The organism is Streptomyces sp. NPDC018947, assembly GCF_044390505.1.
Taxonomy (GTDB): Bacteria; Actinomycetota; Actinomycetes; order Streptomycetales; family Streptomycetaceae; genus Streptomyces.
Genome location: NZ_JBIRZD010000020.1, coordinates 20,445 through 36,618, shown reverse-complemented (window position 1 = coordinate 36,618; position 16,174 = coordinate 20,445). Strand labels below are relative to the sequence as shown.

The window sequence follows — 16,174 nt, the reverse complement described above, 5'->3', positions numbered from 1 at the left end:
GTGATGCCGGGACCCTGGGGGAGCGGGGCGGCGTGGGCAAGGTGACACCTCCGCGAGGAAGGGCCCCCGGGGACGGGCCGCGGGCCGGGCGTGGGATCCGTGAGCACCGTAGGCCCATACGATCTGCTGCCCGCGGCTGTGACCCCCGCGGCGCGCACCGGTGTCCCCCGTTCGCGGTAACGTGAGCACCGATGAACGCCAAGTCCGACGTGCGGCCGCCCGCCGTTTCCGTGATCATGCCCGTCCTCAACGAGGAGCGGCACCTGCGCGGAGCAGTCCGCGCCATCCTCGCCCAGGAGTACGCCGGCGAGATGGAGGTCGTGATCGCCCTCGGTCCGTCCACGGACCGTACGGACGAGATCGCCGCCGAACTCGTCCGCGAGGACCCCCGCGTCCACACCGTGCCGAACCCGACCGGCCGGACGCCCGCCGCGCTGAACGCCGCGATCGGGGCCTCGCGCCATCCGGTCGTCGTCCGCGTCGACGGCCACGGCATGCTGTCGCCGAACTACATCGCCACGGCCGTACGGCTCCTGGAGGAGACCGGCGCGCAGAACGTGGGCGGCATCATGCACGCCGAGGGCGAGAACGCGTGGGAGGAGGCCGTCGCCGCGGCGATGACCTCGAAGATCGGCGTGGGCAACGCCGCCTTCCACACCGGAGGCCGGGCGGGCCCCGCCGAGACGGTCTACCTGGGCGTGTTCCGGCGCGAGGCGCTGGAGCGGCAGGGCGGCTACAACGAGGAGTTCATCCGCGCCCAGGACTGGGAGCTGAACTTCCGCATCCGCGAGGCCGGCGGCCTGATCTGGTTCTCGCCGGAGCTGAAGGTGTCCTACCGGCCCCGGCCGAGCGTGCGCGCCCTGGCCAAGCAGTACAAGGACTACGGCCGCTGGCGGCACGTCGTGGCCCGCTACCACGCCGGCTCCATCAACCTGCGCTACCTCGCCCCGCCGACCGCCGTGTGCGCCATCGCGGCCGGTGTCGTCGCGGGCGTGGCGCTCACCCCGTGGGCCTTCGTCATACCCGGCGGCTACCTGGCGGCGATCGTCGCCGGGTCGCTTCCGGCGGGCAAGGGGCTGGGGCTGAAGGCGCGGGCGCAGATCCCGGTGGCGCTGGCGACCATGCACATGTCCTGGGGCTTCGGCTTCCTGACCAGCCCCCGGTCGCTGGCCAAGCGGGTCATCGCCTCGCGGCGCCCGGCGGTGCAGCCGGACGCCGACGCCGCCGGCGCCCGGTGACGCCCCTCAGGACCAGGTGAACCCCGGGTTCACGTGCATGCAGGCGCTGGTGTCCGCGCCGTTGAGGGCCTCGGCCGACTCGGGAGTGGTGTCGTCCGGCACGGGCTCCCGGTACTCCGTGCCCTCCCGCCAGTCCGCGCCGACGACGAGCGTGACACCGGAGACGTCGGTGGAGCGCCGTACCGAACTCGCCGGTATCCCCAGGGCGTCGGCGATCCGACGGGCGTCGCCCGCGAGGTCGGCGCTCGGGTAGCGGACGAGCGTGCGCTCCTCGCTGGGCAGCACCGACGGGTCGGCGACGGCCCGGGTGAAGCCCTGCTCCACCAGCGCGGCGGCGACCGTGTCGGCGCGTCCGCCGGCCGCCGGGCGGCTGTCGGTGCGGGTGCCGTTGCGGACCTGCACCGCGATCGCGTCGTCGGCGGCGGCCGGGTCGGCGGTGGGGCCGTCGGGGGCCGGGCCGGCGGGGGCCCCGCCTTTCTCGGCGGGCTTCTTCTCGGTGTCCTTGCCGTCCAGCGCGATGTCCTCGCGGATCAGCCGGAACAACTGCTCCGCGTCCTCGGTCGGCTCCACGCGGGCACCGACGTACCGGTTGGGCATCGTGGTCATGGTGATGCGCTCCGGCTTCACCCGGCGCAGCTCGTTGCTGAGGTCGTACAGCTTCTTGACGGTGTCCAGGCCCGGGTCGACGGTGAGCGCCTCGGTGGCCTGCTCGGCCAGCCGGCGCAGCTTGTTGGGGCTGGAGAGGGTGGCGTTGTCGCGCAGCACGCGGACCATCGAGTTGAGGTACATGTGCTGCGCCTTGGCGCGGGCCAGGTCGCTGCCGTCGTCGAAGCCGTAGCGGGTGCGCAGCCACTGCAGGGCCTGCTCGCCCTTGACCGGGTGGGTGCCCTTCTCCAGCTTGAGCCCCGAGCCGTGGCCCTGGGCGTCGCGCGAGTGGATGTTGGCGTCCACGCAGACCGGGACGCCGCCGACGGCGTCGGCCATGGAGACCACGCCCGCGAAGTCGACCATCACGAAGTGGTCGATGTGGATGCCGGTGAGCTCCTGCCAGGTGGCCACCGTGCAGCCGGGACCGCCGTGGCCGAGGCTCTGGTTGGTCATCACCCGCCCCTCGCTCGCCGGGTAGACCCTGCCGTCGTCCGGGTCGGTGCACTTGGGGATCTCGACCAGGGTGTCGCGGGGCATGCTGACGACCGACATGTTGCTGCGGTCGGCGGACAGGTGCACCAGCATCTGGACGTCCGCGAGCGGGGTGGAGCCGAACGTCTCGCGGGCGCCGCCGAGTTGCTGGTTCTCCTCGCTGTCCCGGGCGTCCGAGCCGATGACGAGGATGTTCAGCGGGGTCTGGCCGGCGGCGTTCGGCGTCGGCGCGGGGACCTTGTTGTCGCCCAGGTTGAGGACGTCCTTCTCGATGTTGTCGTTGAGGTGCCGGTAGTAGAGGTACCCGGCACCGGCCGTGCCGATGAGCAGCACGGCGAGGGCCAGCGCTGTCCAGCGCAGCACCCGCAGACCCCGGCGGGGCGGGCGTATACGGGCCTCGGCGCCGTCCTCGCCGTCGTCCGCCGCCCCCGCTCCGGCCCCCTCGCCGTCCGGCCCGTCCGCGACCGCCTCGTCGCCCTCGGGGGCGTCGGAGGCGTCCTGCCGCGTGTCCTTCCCCCGCACACCGCTCTGCGTCACTTCAGCGTCCTTCCCACCCCTGCCGGACCCGCCGCGGACCCGCCGTCCGTCCCCGGTCGCTCCGTAAGACGTACGACGGGCCGTTCAGGTCAACTGGCGCACTGCACCTGGTCGGCCGTGGACTTGTCCAGATCCGGCGTCTCCACGGAGGCGGCGTTCAGCTTCACGCCCGCGCCCTTGAAGTCCTTGCCGAGGGTGAGCGTCATCGTGGGCATGCCCTGGGCGTTGGTGACGCTCTCGCCCGGCTTCATGGCGGCGCCGGACAGGCCGAGTATCTCGGCCAGTGCGCGGGCCTGTTCGGCCTGCTCGGGGGCGTACTCCAGGGTGGTCTTCGCGACGTCCGCCGGTGCGTTGCCGGCGTTCTCGGACTTGTCGACCCCGGCCTCGGTCTGGAGGTAGGCCAGTTCCTTCTGGGCGCTGCCGGAGGGGGCGCCGCCGTTCATGACGCGGACGCGGATGTCGCCCGGCTCCGACCTGGTGCCCTCCAGGCGGGCGGCGACCGCGGCCGCCTCCTTCTTCTTCTGCTGCTTGACCTCGGTGAACGAGATGTCGTTCGCGATCATGTCGAAGACCTGGGGCGCCTTCGTCTCGTCGATGACGACCGTCGCCTTGATCTTCTCGGCGGGGTTGTCCTTCACCGGCACGGTGGCGAACGTGATGTTCTTCGTCGGGACCTTCTTGAGCTCCAGGGCGATGTCCTTGAGCGTGCCCACGTTGCCGATGGGCTTGTCCACGGTGAGCGCCTCCGTCGCGGCCTCGGCGAGCTTCACCAGCTTGGTGGGGCTGGTGAGGGTGTCGCTGGAGGACATCTTCCGCATGAGCGAGCCCAGGAACTGCTGCTGCACCTTGATGCGGTCCAGGTCGCCCTCGTTGCCGAAGGCGTGCCGGGTGCGGACGAAGGCGAGGGCCTGCTCGCCCTCGACCTTGGACTTGCCCTCGGGCAGGACGAGTTTGGACTTCTCGTCGTTCACGGCGTGCTCCACGCAGACCTCCACGCCGTCGACGGCGGTGGTCAGCGTCTTGACCGCGTTGAAGTCGGCCATCATGAAGTGGTCCGGCTGGATGCCGGTCGCCTCCTTCACCGTGCGCATGGTGCAGCCCGCGTCCCGGCCGTTCTCGCCGAGGCTCCGGTTGAAACGCACGCCCTGCTGGCCGGGGACGACCTTGGTGGACCCGTCCTCCTGCGTGGTCGGGCAGTCCGGGATGTCGACGATCATGTCGCGGGGGATGCTCAACGCGGTCGCGTTGGAACGGTCCTTGGCCACGTGCAGCAGGATGTTGGTGTCGGCGTGACCGACGCTGCCGGCGTCGCCGTAGCCCTCGTTGCCCGCACCGGTGCGCTTGTCGGTGCCGATGATGAGGATGTTGAAGGCCTCGTCCTTGCTGAAGCTGCTGCTGCCCGCGCTGCCGACGTCCGTCGTCGAGACGTTGCCCTCGAGGTGCTTGAGGTAGAGGTAGCCGCCGACGCCGGTCACGAGGATCACGAACGCCGTCGTGCCGCCGGTCCACATCAGGATCTTCCTGCCGGCCGACTTCTTCTTCGCCGGCCGCCGGCCGCGGCGTCCGGGCGCGGGGTCCTCGGGCACGGGACGGCGCCGCCGCTGGGGCGGGACCTCACGGCCGGGCGCGGAGGTGCGGCGCCGGGCGCCGTCGTCGGCGCGGCGTCCGTCCTCGGCGCCGCCTTTGCGCGGGGCGGCCGGGCGGCTTCCCGGAACCGACGGCCCCGGCGCGGACGACGGCATCCGCAGTTCGTATTCACCGGTCCGCGGATTGAGCACCCACTGGTCTGCGGGGTCGATGTCGTCGGCCCGCCCACGTCCTTGCGCGTCCACGGTCTCCCAGTCCTCCGTCGGGGCACGCGGCGCCTTCCCCGGAAGGCGCACGGTAAAGGGGTCAACAAGTGCACGACGCCAGGGCGGACCTCGCAGCGGGGGCACTGGAGCGCTCACACTATCCGCCCAGTTCAGCGTCGAACGACACCGGTGACAAATTCGACTTCCCTACAACAGGGCAATCCGACCCATTTCTGTGACGCCTACCGGCGATAGGGCGCTTACACGTCCCTGCAGGTGCCGGTGTCGGCCCCATTGAGGGCGTCGGTGTCGGCCCGCGCCCGCCCCGCCGCCCGGAACTCCGGCCGCTCCCGTGCCCCGTACCGCTCCTGCCGCCGGGGTCCTCGACGCCGCCCGCGCCCGCGCCCGTGCCGTCCCGGCCGGCGGCGGCCTGCGGGGCGCTCCGCACGTTCCGCCCGCGCCGCACGGCGGCGGAGCGCGGCCCCTCCCCGTGCACACCGCTTCGCGCCATGTCCCTCTCCCCACCGCTCGTGCGGCCGGCGTGCCCGACAGCGCGCCCGGTTCGCACAGTTGGACGTCCCGGGAGCCCGGTTGGATGTACGGCCGCCCCGACGGATCGCTTCCCTACGTACCGCGACAGGGTTGTCCGTGAGGACGCGGGAGAGGGGCGTCAGGTCACTTGGCGCACTGGACCTTGTCCGCCGTGGACTTCTCGACCCCCTCGGGGGTCTGCCCGGACCTGGCGTTGAGCTTGACCCCGGCGCCCTTGAAGTCCTTGCCGAGGGTGAGCGTCATAGTGGGCATGCCCTGGGCGTTGGTGACGCTCTCGCCCGGCTTCATGGCGGCGCCGGACAGGCCGAGTATCTCGGCCAGTGCGCGGGCCTGTTCGGCCTGGTCGGGGGCGTACTCCAGGGTGGTCTTCGCGATGTCCGCCGGGGCGTCGCCCGCGTTCTCGGACTTGGTGACGCCCGCCTCGTTCTGGAGGAAGAGCAGCTCCTTCTGGGCGCTGCCGTCGGGGGCGCCGCCGTTCATGACGCGGACGCGGATGTCGGCCGGCTCGGACTTGGTGCCCTTGAGCCGGGCGGCGACCTCGGCGGCCTCCTTCTTCTCCTTCTGCTTGACCTCGGTGAAGGAGACGTCGTCCCGGATCATGGCGAAGACCTGTTCGGCGGGGCCCTCCTTGAGGACCACCGTCGCCTTGACCTTCTCCGCCGGGTTGTCGACCACGGGCACGGTGGTGAAGGTCAGGTTCTTGGTGTTGAGCTTGCCCAGCTCCAGACCGAGGTCCTTCAGCTTGCCGATGCTGTCCAGCTTGGAGTCGACGGTCAGCGCCTCGGTGCCCGCCTCGGCCAGCTTCACCATCTTCGACGGGCTGGTGAGCGTGTCGTTCGACTTCAGCTTGCGCATCAGCGCGCTCAGGAACTGCTGCTGGATCTGAATGCGGCTCAGGTCGCCGCCGAAGCCCACCGAGTGCCGCGTGCGCACGAACGCGAGCGCCTCCTCGCCCTCGATGGTGTGGGTGCCGGCGGAGAGCTTCAGGTGCGAGTCCGGGTCGTCGATGTCCTTCGCCAGGCACACCTCGACGCCGCCGACCGCCGAGGTCAGCGTCTTGACCGCGTTGAAGTCGGCGACCATGAAGTTGTCCGGCGTGACCCCCGTCAGCTCCGTGACGGTCCGCATGGTGCAGCTCGGCGTACGGCCGTCCTGGCCGAGGCTCGTGTTGAAACGGACGCCGGTGGAGCCGGGGATGACCTTCTTCGTCCCGTCCTCCTGCGTGGTCGGGCAGTCCGGGACGTCGACGATCAGGTCGCGGGGGATGCTGAGCGCGGTCGCGTTGGAGCGGTCCTTGGAGACGTGCAGCAGGATCGTGGTGTCGGCGTGCCCGACGCTGCCCGAGTCGCCGTAGCCCTCGTTGCCGGCGCCGGTGCGCTTGTCGGTGCCGATCAGCAGGATGTTGATGGCCTTGTCCTTCTGGAAGCCACCGGTGCTCGCGCCGTCGTCGGGGGAGGACTGGATGTTGTCGTTGAGGTGCTCCAGGTAGAAGTACCCGGCCGCGGCGGTGCCGAGGACGACGAACGCCAGCGTGCCGCCGGTCCACGCCAGGATCCTCTTGGCCTTCGACTTCTTCGCCGGCCGCCGTCGTCCGCGCCGTCCGGGCGGCGGTTCCTGCGGTGCGCCGCGCCGTCTGCGCGGGGCCGGGACCGGCCGCTCCGGGGCGGGCGCGGAGGCCTGCGCGGTGCGGCCGCGCGCCGCTCCCGGGGCCCGTGCCGCGCCGACCGTGGCGGGCCGGGGGCCCGGGACCGCCGACTGCGGTGCGGAAGTGCTCAGTCGCAGTTCGTATTCGCCGGTGTCCGGGTTGAGTACCCACTGGTCTGCGGGGTCGAAGTCCTCTGCCCGCCCACGGCCTTGCGCGTCCACGGTCGTCCGATCCTCCGTCGGGGCCACGCGGCGCCCTCCCCTCGAGGCGCCCGGTCTCCGTCACTCAGTGCGCGACCGCAGGACAGGCCTGGGGGCCGGGCACACCGGATCGCTCACATTAACCGGCCGGTTCCGTCCACGGCGACGCCAGTGACGTATTCCACGGACCTTACAACTGGGCAATCCGCCGCTTTTCCTGGACAAGTGGCCGCGATTCGGCGCAGGTCTTGCGCGTGCGTTGCGTCGTCTTGGAAGGGGCTTTACCCGCAGATGTCCTCGGCGGCGGTGTTGCCGCTGAACGTCGGTTGCGGGGAATCGGTGCTCCGCGGCTCGGGCGCGGCCGAGGAGCCGGACCCGTCACCGCCGGTCTTCTTCCCGGTCTTCCGGGCGTCGACCGCCACGGGTTCGTCGGTCCGCAGGCGGGCGAACAGCTTTTCCGCGTCGGGCTCCACGAGCTGGTCGCGATTGGGGTCGCCCGGGTACGACTCCCTCGGCACCGTCAGGAATTGCACGCGTTCGGTGGGGATCTCGCGCAGGCCGCGGGCGAGTTCGTACAGACCGCGCAGACTCGCCAGACCCGGGTCGGTCGTGAGGGACGAGGTGGCCGCGTCCAGAACGGGATAGAGCTTCACCGGATTCAGCAGTACGTCATTGCTCTGGACCTTGTTGACGAGCGCGCCGAGGAACCGCTGCTGCCGGTCCATCCGGTCGGTGTCGCTGCCGTCGCCGAGCGTTTTGCGGGCCCGGACGTAACCGAGGGCCTGCTCCCCGTCGAGTGTCACCCGGCCCGCGGGAAGCCTCAGCTTCGCGTCCTTGTCGTCGACGGGCTCGCGCAGGCACACCTCCACGCCGTCGAGGGCGTCGACCATCTTCTTGAAGCCCTGGAAGTCGACGACCACGTGATGGTCGACGCGCACGCCGGTCAGCTTCTCCGCCGTGCGGATGGTGCACGCCGAACCGCCCGCCTCGAAGGCGTAGTTGAACTGGGTGAACACGGGTGCGGTGCGGGAGCCGTCCGGGCGGTGGCAGCCGGGCACGTCCACCATCAGGTCACGGGGGAGGGAGACGGCGGTGGCGCTCTTCCGGTCCGCCGCGAGGTGCAGCAGGATCGTGGTGTCCGACCGCTCGGTGCCGGTGTCCCGCCCGTAGCGCTCGTTGCCGTCGCCCGCGCGGGAGTCCGACCCGATCACCAGGATGTTCTGCGCGCCGCGGACGAGGGCGGCCGGCCGCTCCTTCTCGTACCGGGCGAGTTCGGCGGCCGCCGCCTCGTCGGCGGTGATGTTCCCGCTGAGCTTCGCGTACACCGCCCATCCCACGCCCACGGCCACGACGCCGAGCACGGCGACGCCGCCCCCCGCGTAGCGCAGGCGGCGCCGCCTGCGCCGCCGGCGCAGGCCGCCCCCGGTCGCGGACGCCCCCGCGCCACCGGCCGACGCACCTGCGCTGTCACTCACGTATGCCTCACGCCCCAGCAGTCACACCGCGCCACCTGCGCAAGCTCCCCCGATCATCCCCCGCCCCCACCTCCGACCCCGCCCCCGACTGGGCCGAACGGGGCACGCCCCTCCCCTCCGCGGGCGCCGAACCGCCGCGCCACGCGCAGCCGCGCCGCCTCAGCCGTGGGCTCCCGTGGTGCCTAGCCGCGGGCAGTCGTGCCTCCCCCGGTGCCCGAAGGGCCTGGGAGGTACCCCCAGGGCGGCACGGGTGGGCGGTGGGGGTCCCCCCCCGCTCGAGCGAAGCCGAGAGTGGGGAGGCACCCCTCGGCGCAGGGCCAGGCGGCCCACCCCCACCCCGACGCCGGTCACCCCACAACCCGGGCCCACGCACCGCCCCCCCGCACCGACACCGCCCGCCAGGCCCCCCGGGTCACGCCGACGTCCCCACCCCGACGCCAGTCACCAACGCAACCCCCGTCGGCGCAGCCACCCCTCACCGCGCCGTGACGGAAACCCGCTCCGCCTCGATCCGCTGATCCACGACCCCGTCCCCCGCCGCCTCCAGATGCCGGCACAGCACCACCGACCCCCCGACGGCCAACGGCCCGTACAACCCCGCGTTGAGCCCCTCCCACGTGTCGTACGGCAGCCCCGACAGAATCCGGGCCCCTGGCCCCGTGAGCCCCAGCTCGGACGCCGCCTCCGCCCGGGCCCGCTCCACGACCTCCGCCCCGCTGAACTCCCGCCCCGCCACGATCAGCGCCGGCGCCTCCGGATCCACCGGCGCGTACGCCACGAAGCGGTCGCCCTGCCCCGGCACCTCCGCCGCGTAATCGGCGAAGCCCTCGGGCACCTGCGGGAACCGCCCGCCCAGCGGCCGCAGCGCCAGCGCGATCCGCGGACCGGAGCACGCCCGCGCGGCCTGGAGCGACTCCGGATCCGGTCCGCTCACCACCACGTCCGCCGCCGCGGCGTCACCGGCCATGTCGGCGACGACACCCACCGACGAGCAGGCCAGCAGCCACACCGCCGTCTGCCAGTGCGCGGGCAGCAGCAGCGCGACCCGGTCGCCGGGCTCGACGGACAGCTCGTCCTGGAGCAGGTTCGCCGTCTTGGCCACCCAATTGGCGAAGGTGGCGACGGACAGTTCGACGCGTTCGCCCGTGGCGTCGTCGTAGAAGGTCACCAGGGGACGTCCCGGGTCCGCGGCGAGCGCGGAAGTCAGCAGGTCGGCAGGGGTGCGGTCGGTCGCGTTCACCCGTGCAAGCGTACGCGGGGCCGCTCACGCGCACCCGTCCGACGGGACATCGGACAGCCACTGGTTCGGGTGAGAGAACCCTACGGACCGTCAAGTCCTCTATGGACAAATTTGTCCGATCATGTTCAGGATGAGGGGCATGCGTGGATACCTTGCTTCCTCCATCGGCGTCACCTGCGCGGCCGCACTGGCACTCCCGCTGGCCGCGGCCCCCACGACGGCGACGGCAACCACCGGAAGAGCGTCCCCCGCCCAGGGGCCGGGAACGGCACCGGCCGAGGCCCACGTCCCCGGCGGCACCCAGTCCCTGCCGCTCGCACCCCTCGCCGGCGACCGCGCCGGCGCCGCCCAGCAGGGCGTCCCCCGCCGCGACACCCGGCACTTCTCCCTGGTCGGCGTCGTCTGGGACGACGCGGTCGCCGAACTCCACGGCCGCGTCCAGGTCCGCACCCGTTCCGTCGCCACCGGCGCCTGGTCCGGCTGGCGGGACCTGGAGACCCACAACGCCGAGCACGCCGCCGACCCCGGCACCCCCGAAGGCCCGTCAGGCCGCGTACGCGGCGCCACCGCACCGCTGTGGGTGGGCGAGTCGGACGGCGTGGAGGCCCGGGTCCGGGCGGTGGACGAGACCGGCGACAAGGGCGCCGTCCCCGCCGTGACCCCCCTCCCGGCCGGCCTGCGCCTCGAACTCGTCGACCCCGGCAAGAGTGCCCCGCCACAGCCCGGCACCGGCGCGGCGGCCCCCGGCACGGGTGACCGCGCCGCACCGACACCCGAGTCGGACCCGGCCTCCGCCGCCAACGCCGGCCTCGCCCCCCTCGGCGCCACCGAGATCCCGGCACCGACCCGCGACCGGACCGAGAGCGGGCTCCTCGCGCTCGGCGGCGCCCTGACGGGGCACCAGCGGACCACGCCGCACGTCGGCCCGCGCCCGAGCATCGTCACGCGGCGCGGCTGGGGCGCGAACGAGAAGCTGCGGGAGAAGAAGCCCGTCTACACGAGAACGGTGAAGGCGGCCTTCGTGCACCACACGTCGACCGGCAACAACTACACGTGCTCGCAGGCTCCTTCGGTCATCCGCAGTATCCAGCGCTACCACGTCGACAGCATGGGCTGGCGGGACATCGGCTACAACTTCCTCGTCGACAGGTGCGGAAAGATCTACGAGGGCCGGGCCGGGGGAGTGGCGAAGGCGGTCCTGGGCGCCCACACCCTGGGCTTCAACGCCGACAGCACGGGCATCGCCGTCCTCGGCACCTACGACTCCGAGAAGCCGTCGCCCGCCGCCGTCAAGGCCGTCGCCCGGCTCACCGCGTGGAAGCTCGGTCTCCACGGCGTGAATCCGCGCGGCCAGACATACCTGAAGTCCGGCGGTGGCAATCTCTACCGAAAAGGCAGGAACGTACGACTGAACGTCATCTCGGGTCACCGTGACGGCTTCGCCACGAGCTGCCCCGGAAAGCAGCTCTACGGCAAGCTCGGCACGGCCCGTTCCTCGGCGGCGAAGTACCAGGGCCGCTGAGGCGGGCGCACCGCACGGCCGTCGAATGCGCCAGGGAACGGTCTGCATACACTGGCCGGCCGAAAGACAGTTCGGCCGGTCCCGGCAGGAAGCAGAGACGACAGGTGACAGAAGCGATCCTCCTGGTCGGCGGCAAGGGCACCCGGCTGCGCCCCCTGACGGTGCACACCCCGAAGCCCATGGTCAGGGCGGCCGGGGTGCCGTTCCTCACGCATCAGTTGGCGCGGGCGAAGGCGGCGGGCGTCGAGCACATCGTGCTCGCCACGTCGTATCTGGCCGAGGTCTTCGAGCCGTACTTCGGCGACGGCTCTTCGCTGGGACTGCACCTCGAGTACGTCACCGAGGAGGAACCGCTCGGCACGGGCGGCGCGATACGCAACGTGGCCTCCCGGCTGCACTCCGGGCCCGACGAGCCGGTGCTCGTCTTCAACGGCGACATCCTGACCGGGCTGGACATCGACGCGCTGGTGCGCACCCACGAGACGACGGGCGCGGACGTCTCCCTGCACCTGACGAAGGTGACGGACCCGAGGGCGTACGGCCTGGTCCCCACGGACGACACGGGCCGCGTGCTCGCCTTCCTGGAGAAGCCGCAGACCCCGGAGGAGATCGTCACCGACCAGATCAACGCGGGGGCGTACGTCTTCCGCCGCTCGGTCATCGACACCATCCCGGCGGGCCGCCCGGTCTCGGTCGAGCGGGAGACCTTCCCGGAGCTCCTGGCGACCGGGGCGCACCTGCAGGGCATGGTCGACTCCACCTACTGGCTCGACCTGGGCACCCCGGCGGCCTTCGTACGCGGCTCGGCGGACCTGGTCCTCGGCCGCGCCCCGTCCCCGGCGGTGCCGGGCCGCTGCGGGGACCGCCTGATCCTGCCCTCGGCCACCGTCGCGCCCGACGCCAAGCTGGCCGGCGGAACGGTGGTGGGCGAGGGCGCCTTCGTCGCGGAGGGGGCGCGCGTCTTCGGCAGCACGATCCTGCCGGGCGCCGTCATCGAGCCGGGCGCCGTCATCACCGACTCCCTCATCGGCACCCGCGCCCGCGTCGGCACCCGCACGGTCCTGACGGACACGGTCATCGGCGACGGTGCGGTCATCGGCCCCGACAACGAGCTCCGCTCGGGAGTACGCGTCTGGTGCAACGCCCACATACCTCCGGCATCCCTCCGCTTCTCCCCGGACAACACGTAACCGGACGCCGCCCGAGCCGCACGCAGCCGTACCGCCTCAGCCGCGGCAGTCGAGCCTTCCCCAGTGCCTGAAGGGCCTGGGAGGTACCCCCAGGGCGGCACGGGTGGGCGGTGGGGGTCCCCCCCCGCTCGACCGAAGCCGAGAGTGGGGGAGGCACCCGTCAGCGCCGGGCAGCGCACCCCACCCCGCGCCCGTACCCACGCCGGGCACCCAGTGGGCGCCGACCACCGCACCCCAGCCCACCGCGCCCCCTCACAACCGCTCGATCCCCCGCGGAGCCATCCGCGGCGCCCGCCGCCCCGGCCCCCGCCCGCTCAGCAGCACCAGCCGGGCCGCCCGGTGCCGCTGCCCGGCATACGGCTCCAGCAACCTCAGCATCACGGAGTCGTCCGCGTCCCGGTCCCCGCCCAGGACGTACCCCACGATCCCCGGCAGATGCAGATCGCCCACCGTCACCGCGTCCGGCGCCCCATGACTGCGCTGCACGGTCTCCGCGGAGGTCCACGGCCCGATCCCCGGCACCAGCTCCAGCCGCGCCCGCGCCGCCGCCGGCTCCATCCCGGCCGCCTCCTCCAGGCGCGCGGCGACCCGCACGGCCCGCAGGATCGTGGACGCCCGCTTGTCGTCCACCCCGGCCAGATGCCACTCCCAGGACGGGATCAGCGCCCACGTCCGCGCCGAGGGCATCACACACATCCGCCCGGGCGCGGGCCCCGGCGCGGGCTCCCCGAACTTCCGCACGAGCACCCGCCACGCCCGGTACGCCTCCAGCGTCGTGACCTTCTGCTCCAGCACCGACGGGATCAGCGACTCCAGCACCAGCCCGGTCCGTGTCAGCCGCAGGCCGGGCCGCCGGTGCGCGACGTGGGCCAGCAGCCGGTGCCGCGGCACGAACGCGGACGGGTCGTCCTCGGCGCCCAGCATCCGCGGCAGCTCCTCCAGCAGCCACTCCGCCCCGGGCCCCCAGGCCTCTCCCCGCACCTCGCCGCCGCGAGCGGCGACCCGCAGCGTGCCCGGCCCCGCGGGCGTCAGGCTGGCCCGCCACACGGAGCCGTCGGGCATCGCCCGGAACGTCGGATCCCCCGGCCCGCGCCGCAGCGGGCCGAGGACCAGCCCCAGCTCCAGCGGCCCGTCCGGCTCCCACACCCGCACCTTCCCGGGGGCGACGGGCCGCCGGGGTGCCGGCACCGGGCCCGCGGGCACGACGGTCTCCCCGCCGCGCACCGTCGTACGCGTGGGCCGGGGAGCGAAGCGTCCTGCCACGGTGAACCCTCGGGAAGCAAGGAGAAAGGGGCCTCACGGAACGAGAGGCCCCTACGAGGGTAGAGCGTCACCGGCGCGTGTCACCGGACCGGCGTCACCGCACCTCGATGAACGCCTCCGCGTCGCGTTCCGCCCGCGGCCGCGGCTCCTCGGCGGGATGGCCGACCGCGACGGCACCCATCGGGTCCCAGTCCGCCGGCAGCCCCAGCACCTCCCGCACGACGTCCCGGCAGAACATCGTCGAGGACACCCACGCGGAGCCCAGCCGCTCCCCGGCGAGCGCGACGAGCAGGTTCTGCACGCCCGCGCCGGCGGCGACCACGAACATCTCCCGTTCGGCCCCGTCGCGGCGCGCGTCCCCGTAGGTGTGCGAGCCGTCCATGACCAGGCAGGGCACGACGAGGTACGGCGCGTTCCGCAGCACGTCGCCGCGCCGGATCCGCTTGGTGATGGACTCCTCGCTCTTTCCGTCCCGCTCGAGGTCCGCGATCCAGGCGTCCCGCATCGCGTCCAGCAGCCGGGTGCGGGACTCGGCCGACTCCAGCAGCACGAACCGCCACGGCGTCGTGTGGTGCGGCGCCGGCGCCGTGACCGCGGCGGCCACCGCCCGGCGTACGGCACCGGGGTCGACCGGCTCGTCCGTGAACGCCCGTACCGTACGACGCTGGGTGACCGCCTGCCGGACCGCCTCCGAGGTGCCGAGCCGGAACATGTCGTCGCGGGCCCCGCGCACCATGGCCCGCGCGCCCTTGCCGTCGTCCCCGGCCACCACGTGGGGCAGCCCGCTGACGACGGCCACGGGCAGCCCGGCGGCCTTGCCCTTGACCAGGTCGCCCGCGGCGGCGAGCTCGTCGGCGGTGGCGACGACGGTGGCGGCGAGCGGATTGCCGTGCGCGTCCGTGCCCCCGCGCAGGTCGTCGAGGACCCGCACACCGGCGGCGCCGATCGCCACGTCGGTGAGCCCGGCGCGCCAGGGCCGCCCGAAGGTGTCGGTCACGATCACGCCGACGTCGACCCCGAGCAGGTCCCGCAGCCCCTCGCGGACGGCCCGCGCGGACGCGTCCGGGTCCTCGGGCAGCAGCAGCACCGTCCCGGCCGGGGTGTTGGAGGCGTCGACGCCGGCCGCCGCCATGACCAGGCCCTGCCGGTTCTCGACGATGCGCAGCGGCCCGCGCCGGGCCACCACCCGCACGGTCTCCGCGTCGATCGCGGCCTCCCGGTCGGCGGCCCGTACGACGCGGCCCTCGGCCTTGGACACGATCTTCGAGGTGACGAGGAGCACGTCCCCGTCGGCCAGCCCGGGCTCGGCCGCCGCGATCAGCTTGGCCAGGTCGTCGCCCGGCTGCACCTCCGGCAGACCGGGGACCGCCCGGACCCGGTAGCCGGGAGCACCGTCGCTCACGCCTGACGCACCTCCTCCGCCAGCGCGAGCGCCTCCCGGGCCATCCGGGCCGTCGCGTCGAGGTCGGTCATCATCAGCGGCACGGCCCGGCACAGGATGCCGGCCGCCTTGACCCGCGTCACGGCGTCCGCGTCGACGGTGTCGACCAGCCAGCCGTCGAGCAGGCCCGATCCGTAGTGCTCGGCGACGGCGGCGGCCGTGGACTCCACGCCGACCGCCGCGAGGACCTTGTCGGCCATCCCGCGCACGGGCGCGTCCCCGACGATCGGGGAGAGGCCGACCACCGGGACGCCCGCGTCGGCGATCGCCTCCCGGATGCCGGGCACGGCGAGGATCGTGCCGACAGAGACGACCGGGTTGGAGGGCGGGAAGAGGATGACGTCCGCCTCGGCGATGGCCTCCAGGACGCCGGGCGCCGGCTTCGCCTGCTCGGCGCCGACCGGAACGACCGCTTCGGCGGGGACGGAGGCCCGCAGCCGTACCCAGTACTCCTGGAAGTGGACGGCCTTGCGCTCGCCGTCCAGCTCGACGGCCACGTGCGTCTCCACGCGGTCGTCGGTCATGGGCAGCAGGCGCACGCCGGGCTGCCAGCGGTCGCACAGCGCCTCGGTGACCGCGCTGAGCGGATACCCGGCGCCGATCATCTGCGTCCGCACGATGTGCGTGGCGAAGTCCCGGTCGCCCAGACCGAACCACTCGGGGCCGACGCCGTAGGCCGCGAGTTCCTCCTTGAGGTGGAAGGTCTCGTCGGCGCGCCCCCAGCCCTGCTCCTCGTTGATGCCGCCGCCGAGCGTGTACATCACCGTGTCGAGGTCCGGGCAGACCTTCAGCCCGAAGAGGTGGATGTCGTCGCCGGTGTTGCCGATGACCGTGATGTCCGCGTCCGGCGCGGCCCGCTTCAGACCACGCAGGAACCGGGCACCACCGATGCCGCCTGCCAGAACCACAATGCGCATGGCCTCAGTCTCGCAGGCGGG

11 protein-coding genes are annotated in these 16,174 nt (G+C 73.1%); 3 read left to right on the top strand and 8 right to left on the bottom strand.

Annotated features, from left to right (window positions below; translation table 11 throughout):
- Positions 1-191: 191 nt before the first annotated feature.
- Positions 192-1,238, top strand: a complete 1,047-nt coding sequence (locus tag ACH499_RS30595; protein ID WP_356205442.1) for a glycosyltransferase family 2 protein — start codon at positions 192-194, stop codon at positions 1,236-1,238.
- A 6-nt stretch (positions 1,239-1,244) separates the two neighbouring features.
- Here ACH499_RS30595 and ACH499_RS30590 read toward each other — a convergent pair whose 3' ends face one another.
- From ACH499_RS30590 to ACH499_RS30570, 5 genes are all read right to left on the bottom strand, one after another.
- The gene (locus ACH499_RS30590; RefSeq protein WP_399019925.1) at positions 1,245-2,915 is read right to left on the bottom strand and encodes an LCP family protein; all 1,671 of its coding nucleotides are present in this window, start codon (positions 2,913-2,915) and stop codon (positions 1,245-1,247) included.
- An 89-nt stretch (positions 2,916-3,004) separates the two neighbouring features.
- Positions 3,005-4,747 carry an LCP family protein gene (locus tag ACH499_RS30585; protein ID WP_399019923.1) on the bottom strand — a complete coding sequence of 581 codons (1,743 nt, stop codon included), beginning with the start codon at positions 4,745-4,747 and terminating at the stop codon, positions 3,005-3,007.
- Between the two features lie 636 nt (positions 4,748-5,383).
- Complete coding sequence (locus ACH499_RS30580) at positions 5,384-7,126, bottom strand: LCP family protein (RefSeq protein WP_399019921.1); 1,743 nt, start codon at positions 7,124-7,126, stop codon at positions 5,384-5,386.
- A gap of 260 nt (positions 7,127-7,386) precedes the next feature.
- A complete protein-coding gene (locus tag ACH499_RS30575) occupies positions 7,387-8,580 on the bottom strand; it encodes an LCP family protein (protein WP_399019919.1) in 1,194 nt (397 codons plus the stop codon).
- Positions 8,581-9,055: 475 nt separating this feature from the next.
- Positions 9,056-9,820 carry a TIGR03089 family protein gene (locus ACH499_RS30570; protein WP_399019917.1) on the bottom strand — a complete coding sequence of 255 codons (765 nt, stop codon included), beginning with the start codon at positions 9,818-9,820 and terminating at the stop codon, positions 9,056-9,058.
- A gap of 139 nt (positions 9,821-9,959) precedes the next feature.
- On the opposite strand from ACH499_RS30570, the gene ACH499_RS30565 reads away from it, so the two are divergent.
- On the top strand, positions 9,960-11,342 hold the full coding sequence (locus ACH499_RS30565; protein ID WP_399019915.1) for an N-acetylmuramoyl-L-alanine amidase: 1,383 nt from the start codon (positions 9,960-9,962) through the stop codon (positions 11,340-11,342).
- Between the two features lie 104 nt (positions 11,343-11,446).
- Positions 11,447-12,532: a sugar phosphate nucleotidyltransferase gene (locus tag ACH499_RS30560; protein ID WP_399019913.1), complete on the top strand. Its 1,086-nt coding sequence runs from the start codon at positions 11,447-11,449 to the stop codon at positions 12,530-12,532.
- Between the two features lie 252 nt (positions 12,533-12,784).
- Here ACH499_RS30560 and ACH499_RS30555 read toward each other — a convergent pair whose 3' ends face one another.
- The 3 genes from ACH499_RS30555 to cofD form a co-directional block, all read right to left on the bottom strand.
- Positions 12,785-13,795 carry a DNA-3-methyladenine glycosylase family protein gene (locus tag ACH499_RS30555; protein ID WP_399019911.1) on the bottom strand — a complete coding sequence of 337 codons (1,011 nt, stop codon included), beginning with the start codon at positions 13,793-13,795 and terminating at the stop codon, positions 12,785-12,787.
- Between the two features lie 94 nt (positions 13,796-13,889).
- Positions 13,890-15,197, bottom strand: coding sequence for a coenzyme F420-0:L-glutamate ligase (locus ACH499_RS30550; RefSeq protein WP_399019909.1), 1,308 nt, complete (start codon positions 15,195-15,197; stop codon positions 13,890-13,892).
- Positions 15,194-16,153, bottom strand: coding sequence for a 2-phospho-L-lactate transferase (gene cofD, locus ACH499_RS30545; RefSeq protein ID WP_356205432.1), 960 nt, complete (start codon positions 16,151-16,153; stop codon positions 15,194-15,196). Before cofD ends, ACH499_RS30550 begins: the two co-directional genes overlap by 4 nt.
- Between the last annotated feature and the right edge of the window lie 21 nt (positions 16,154-16,174).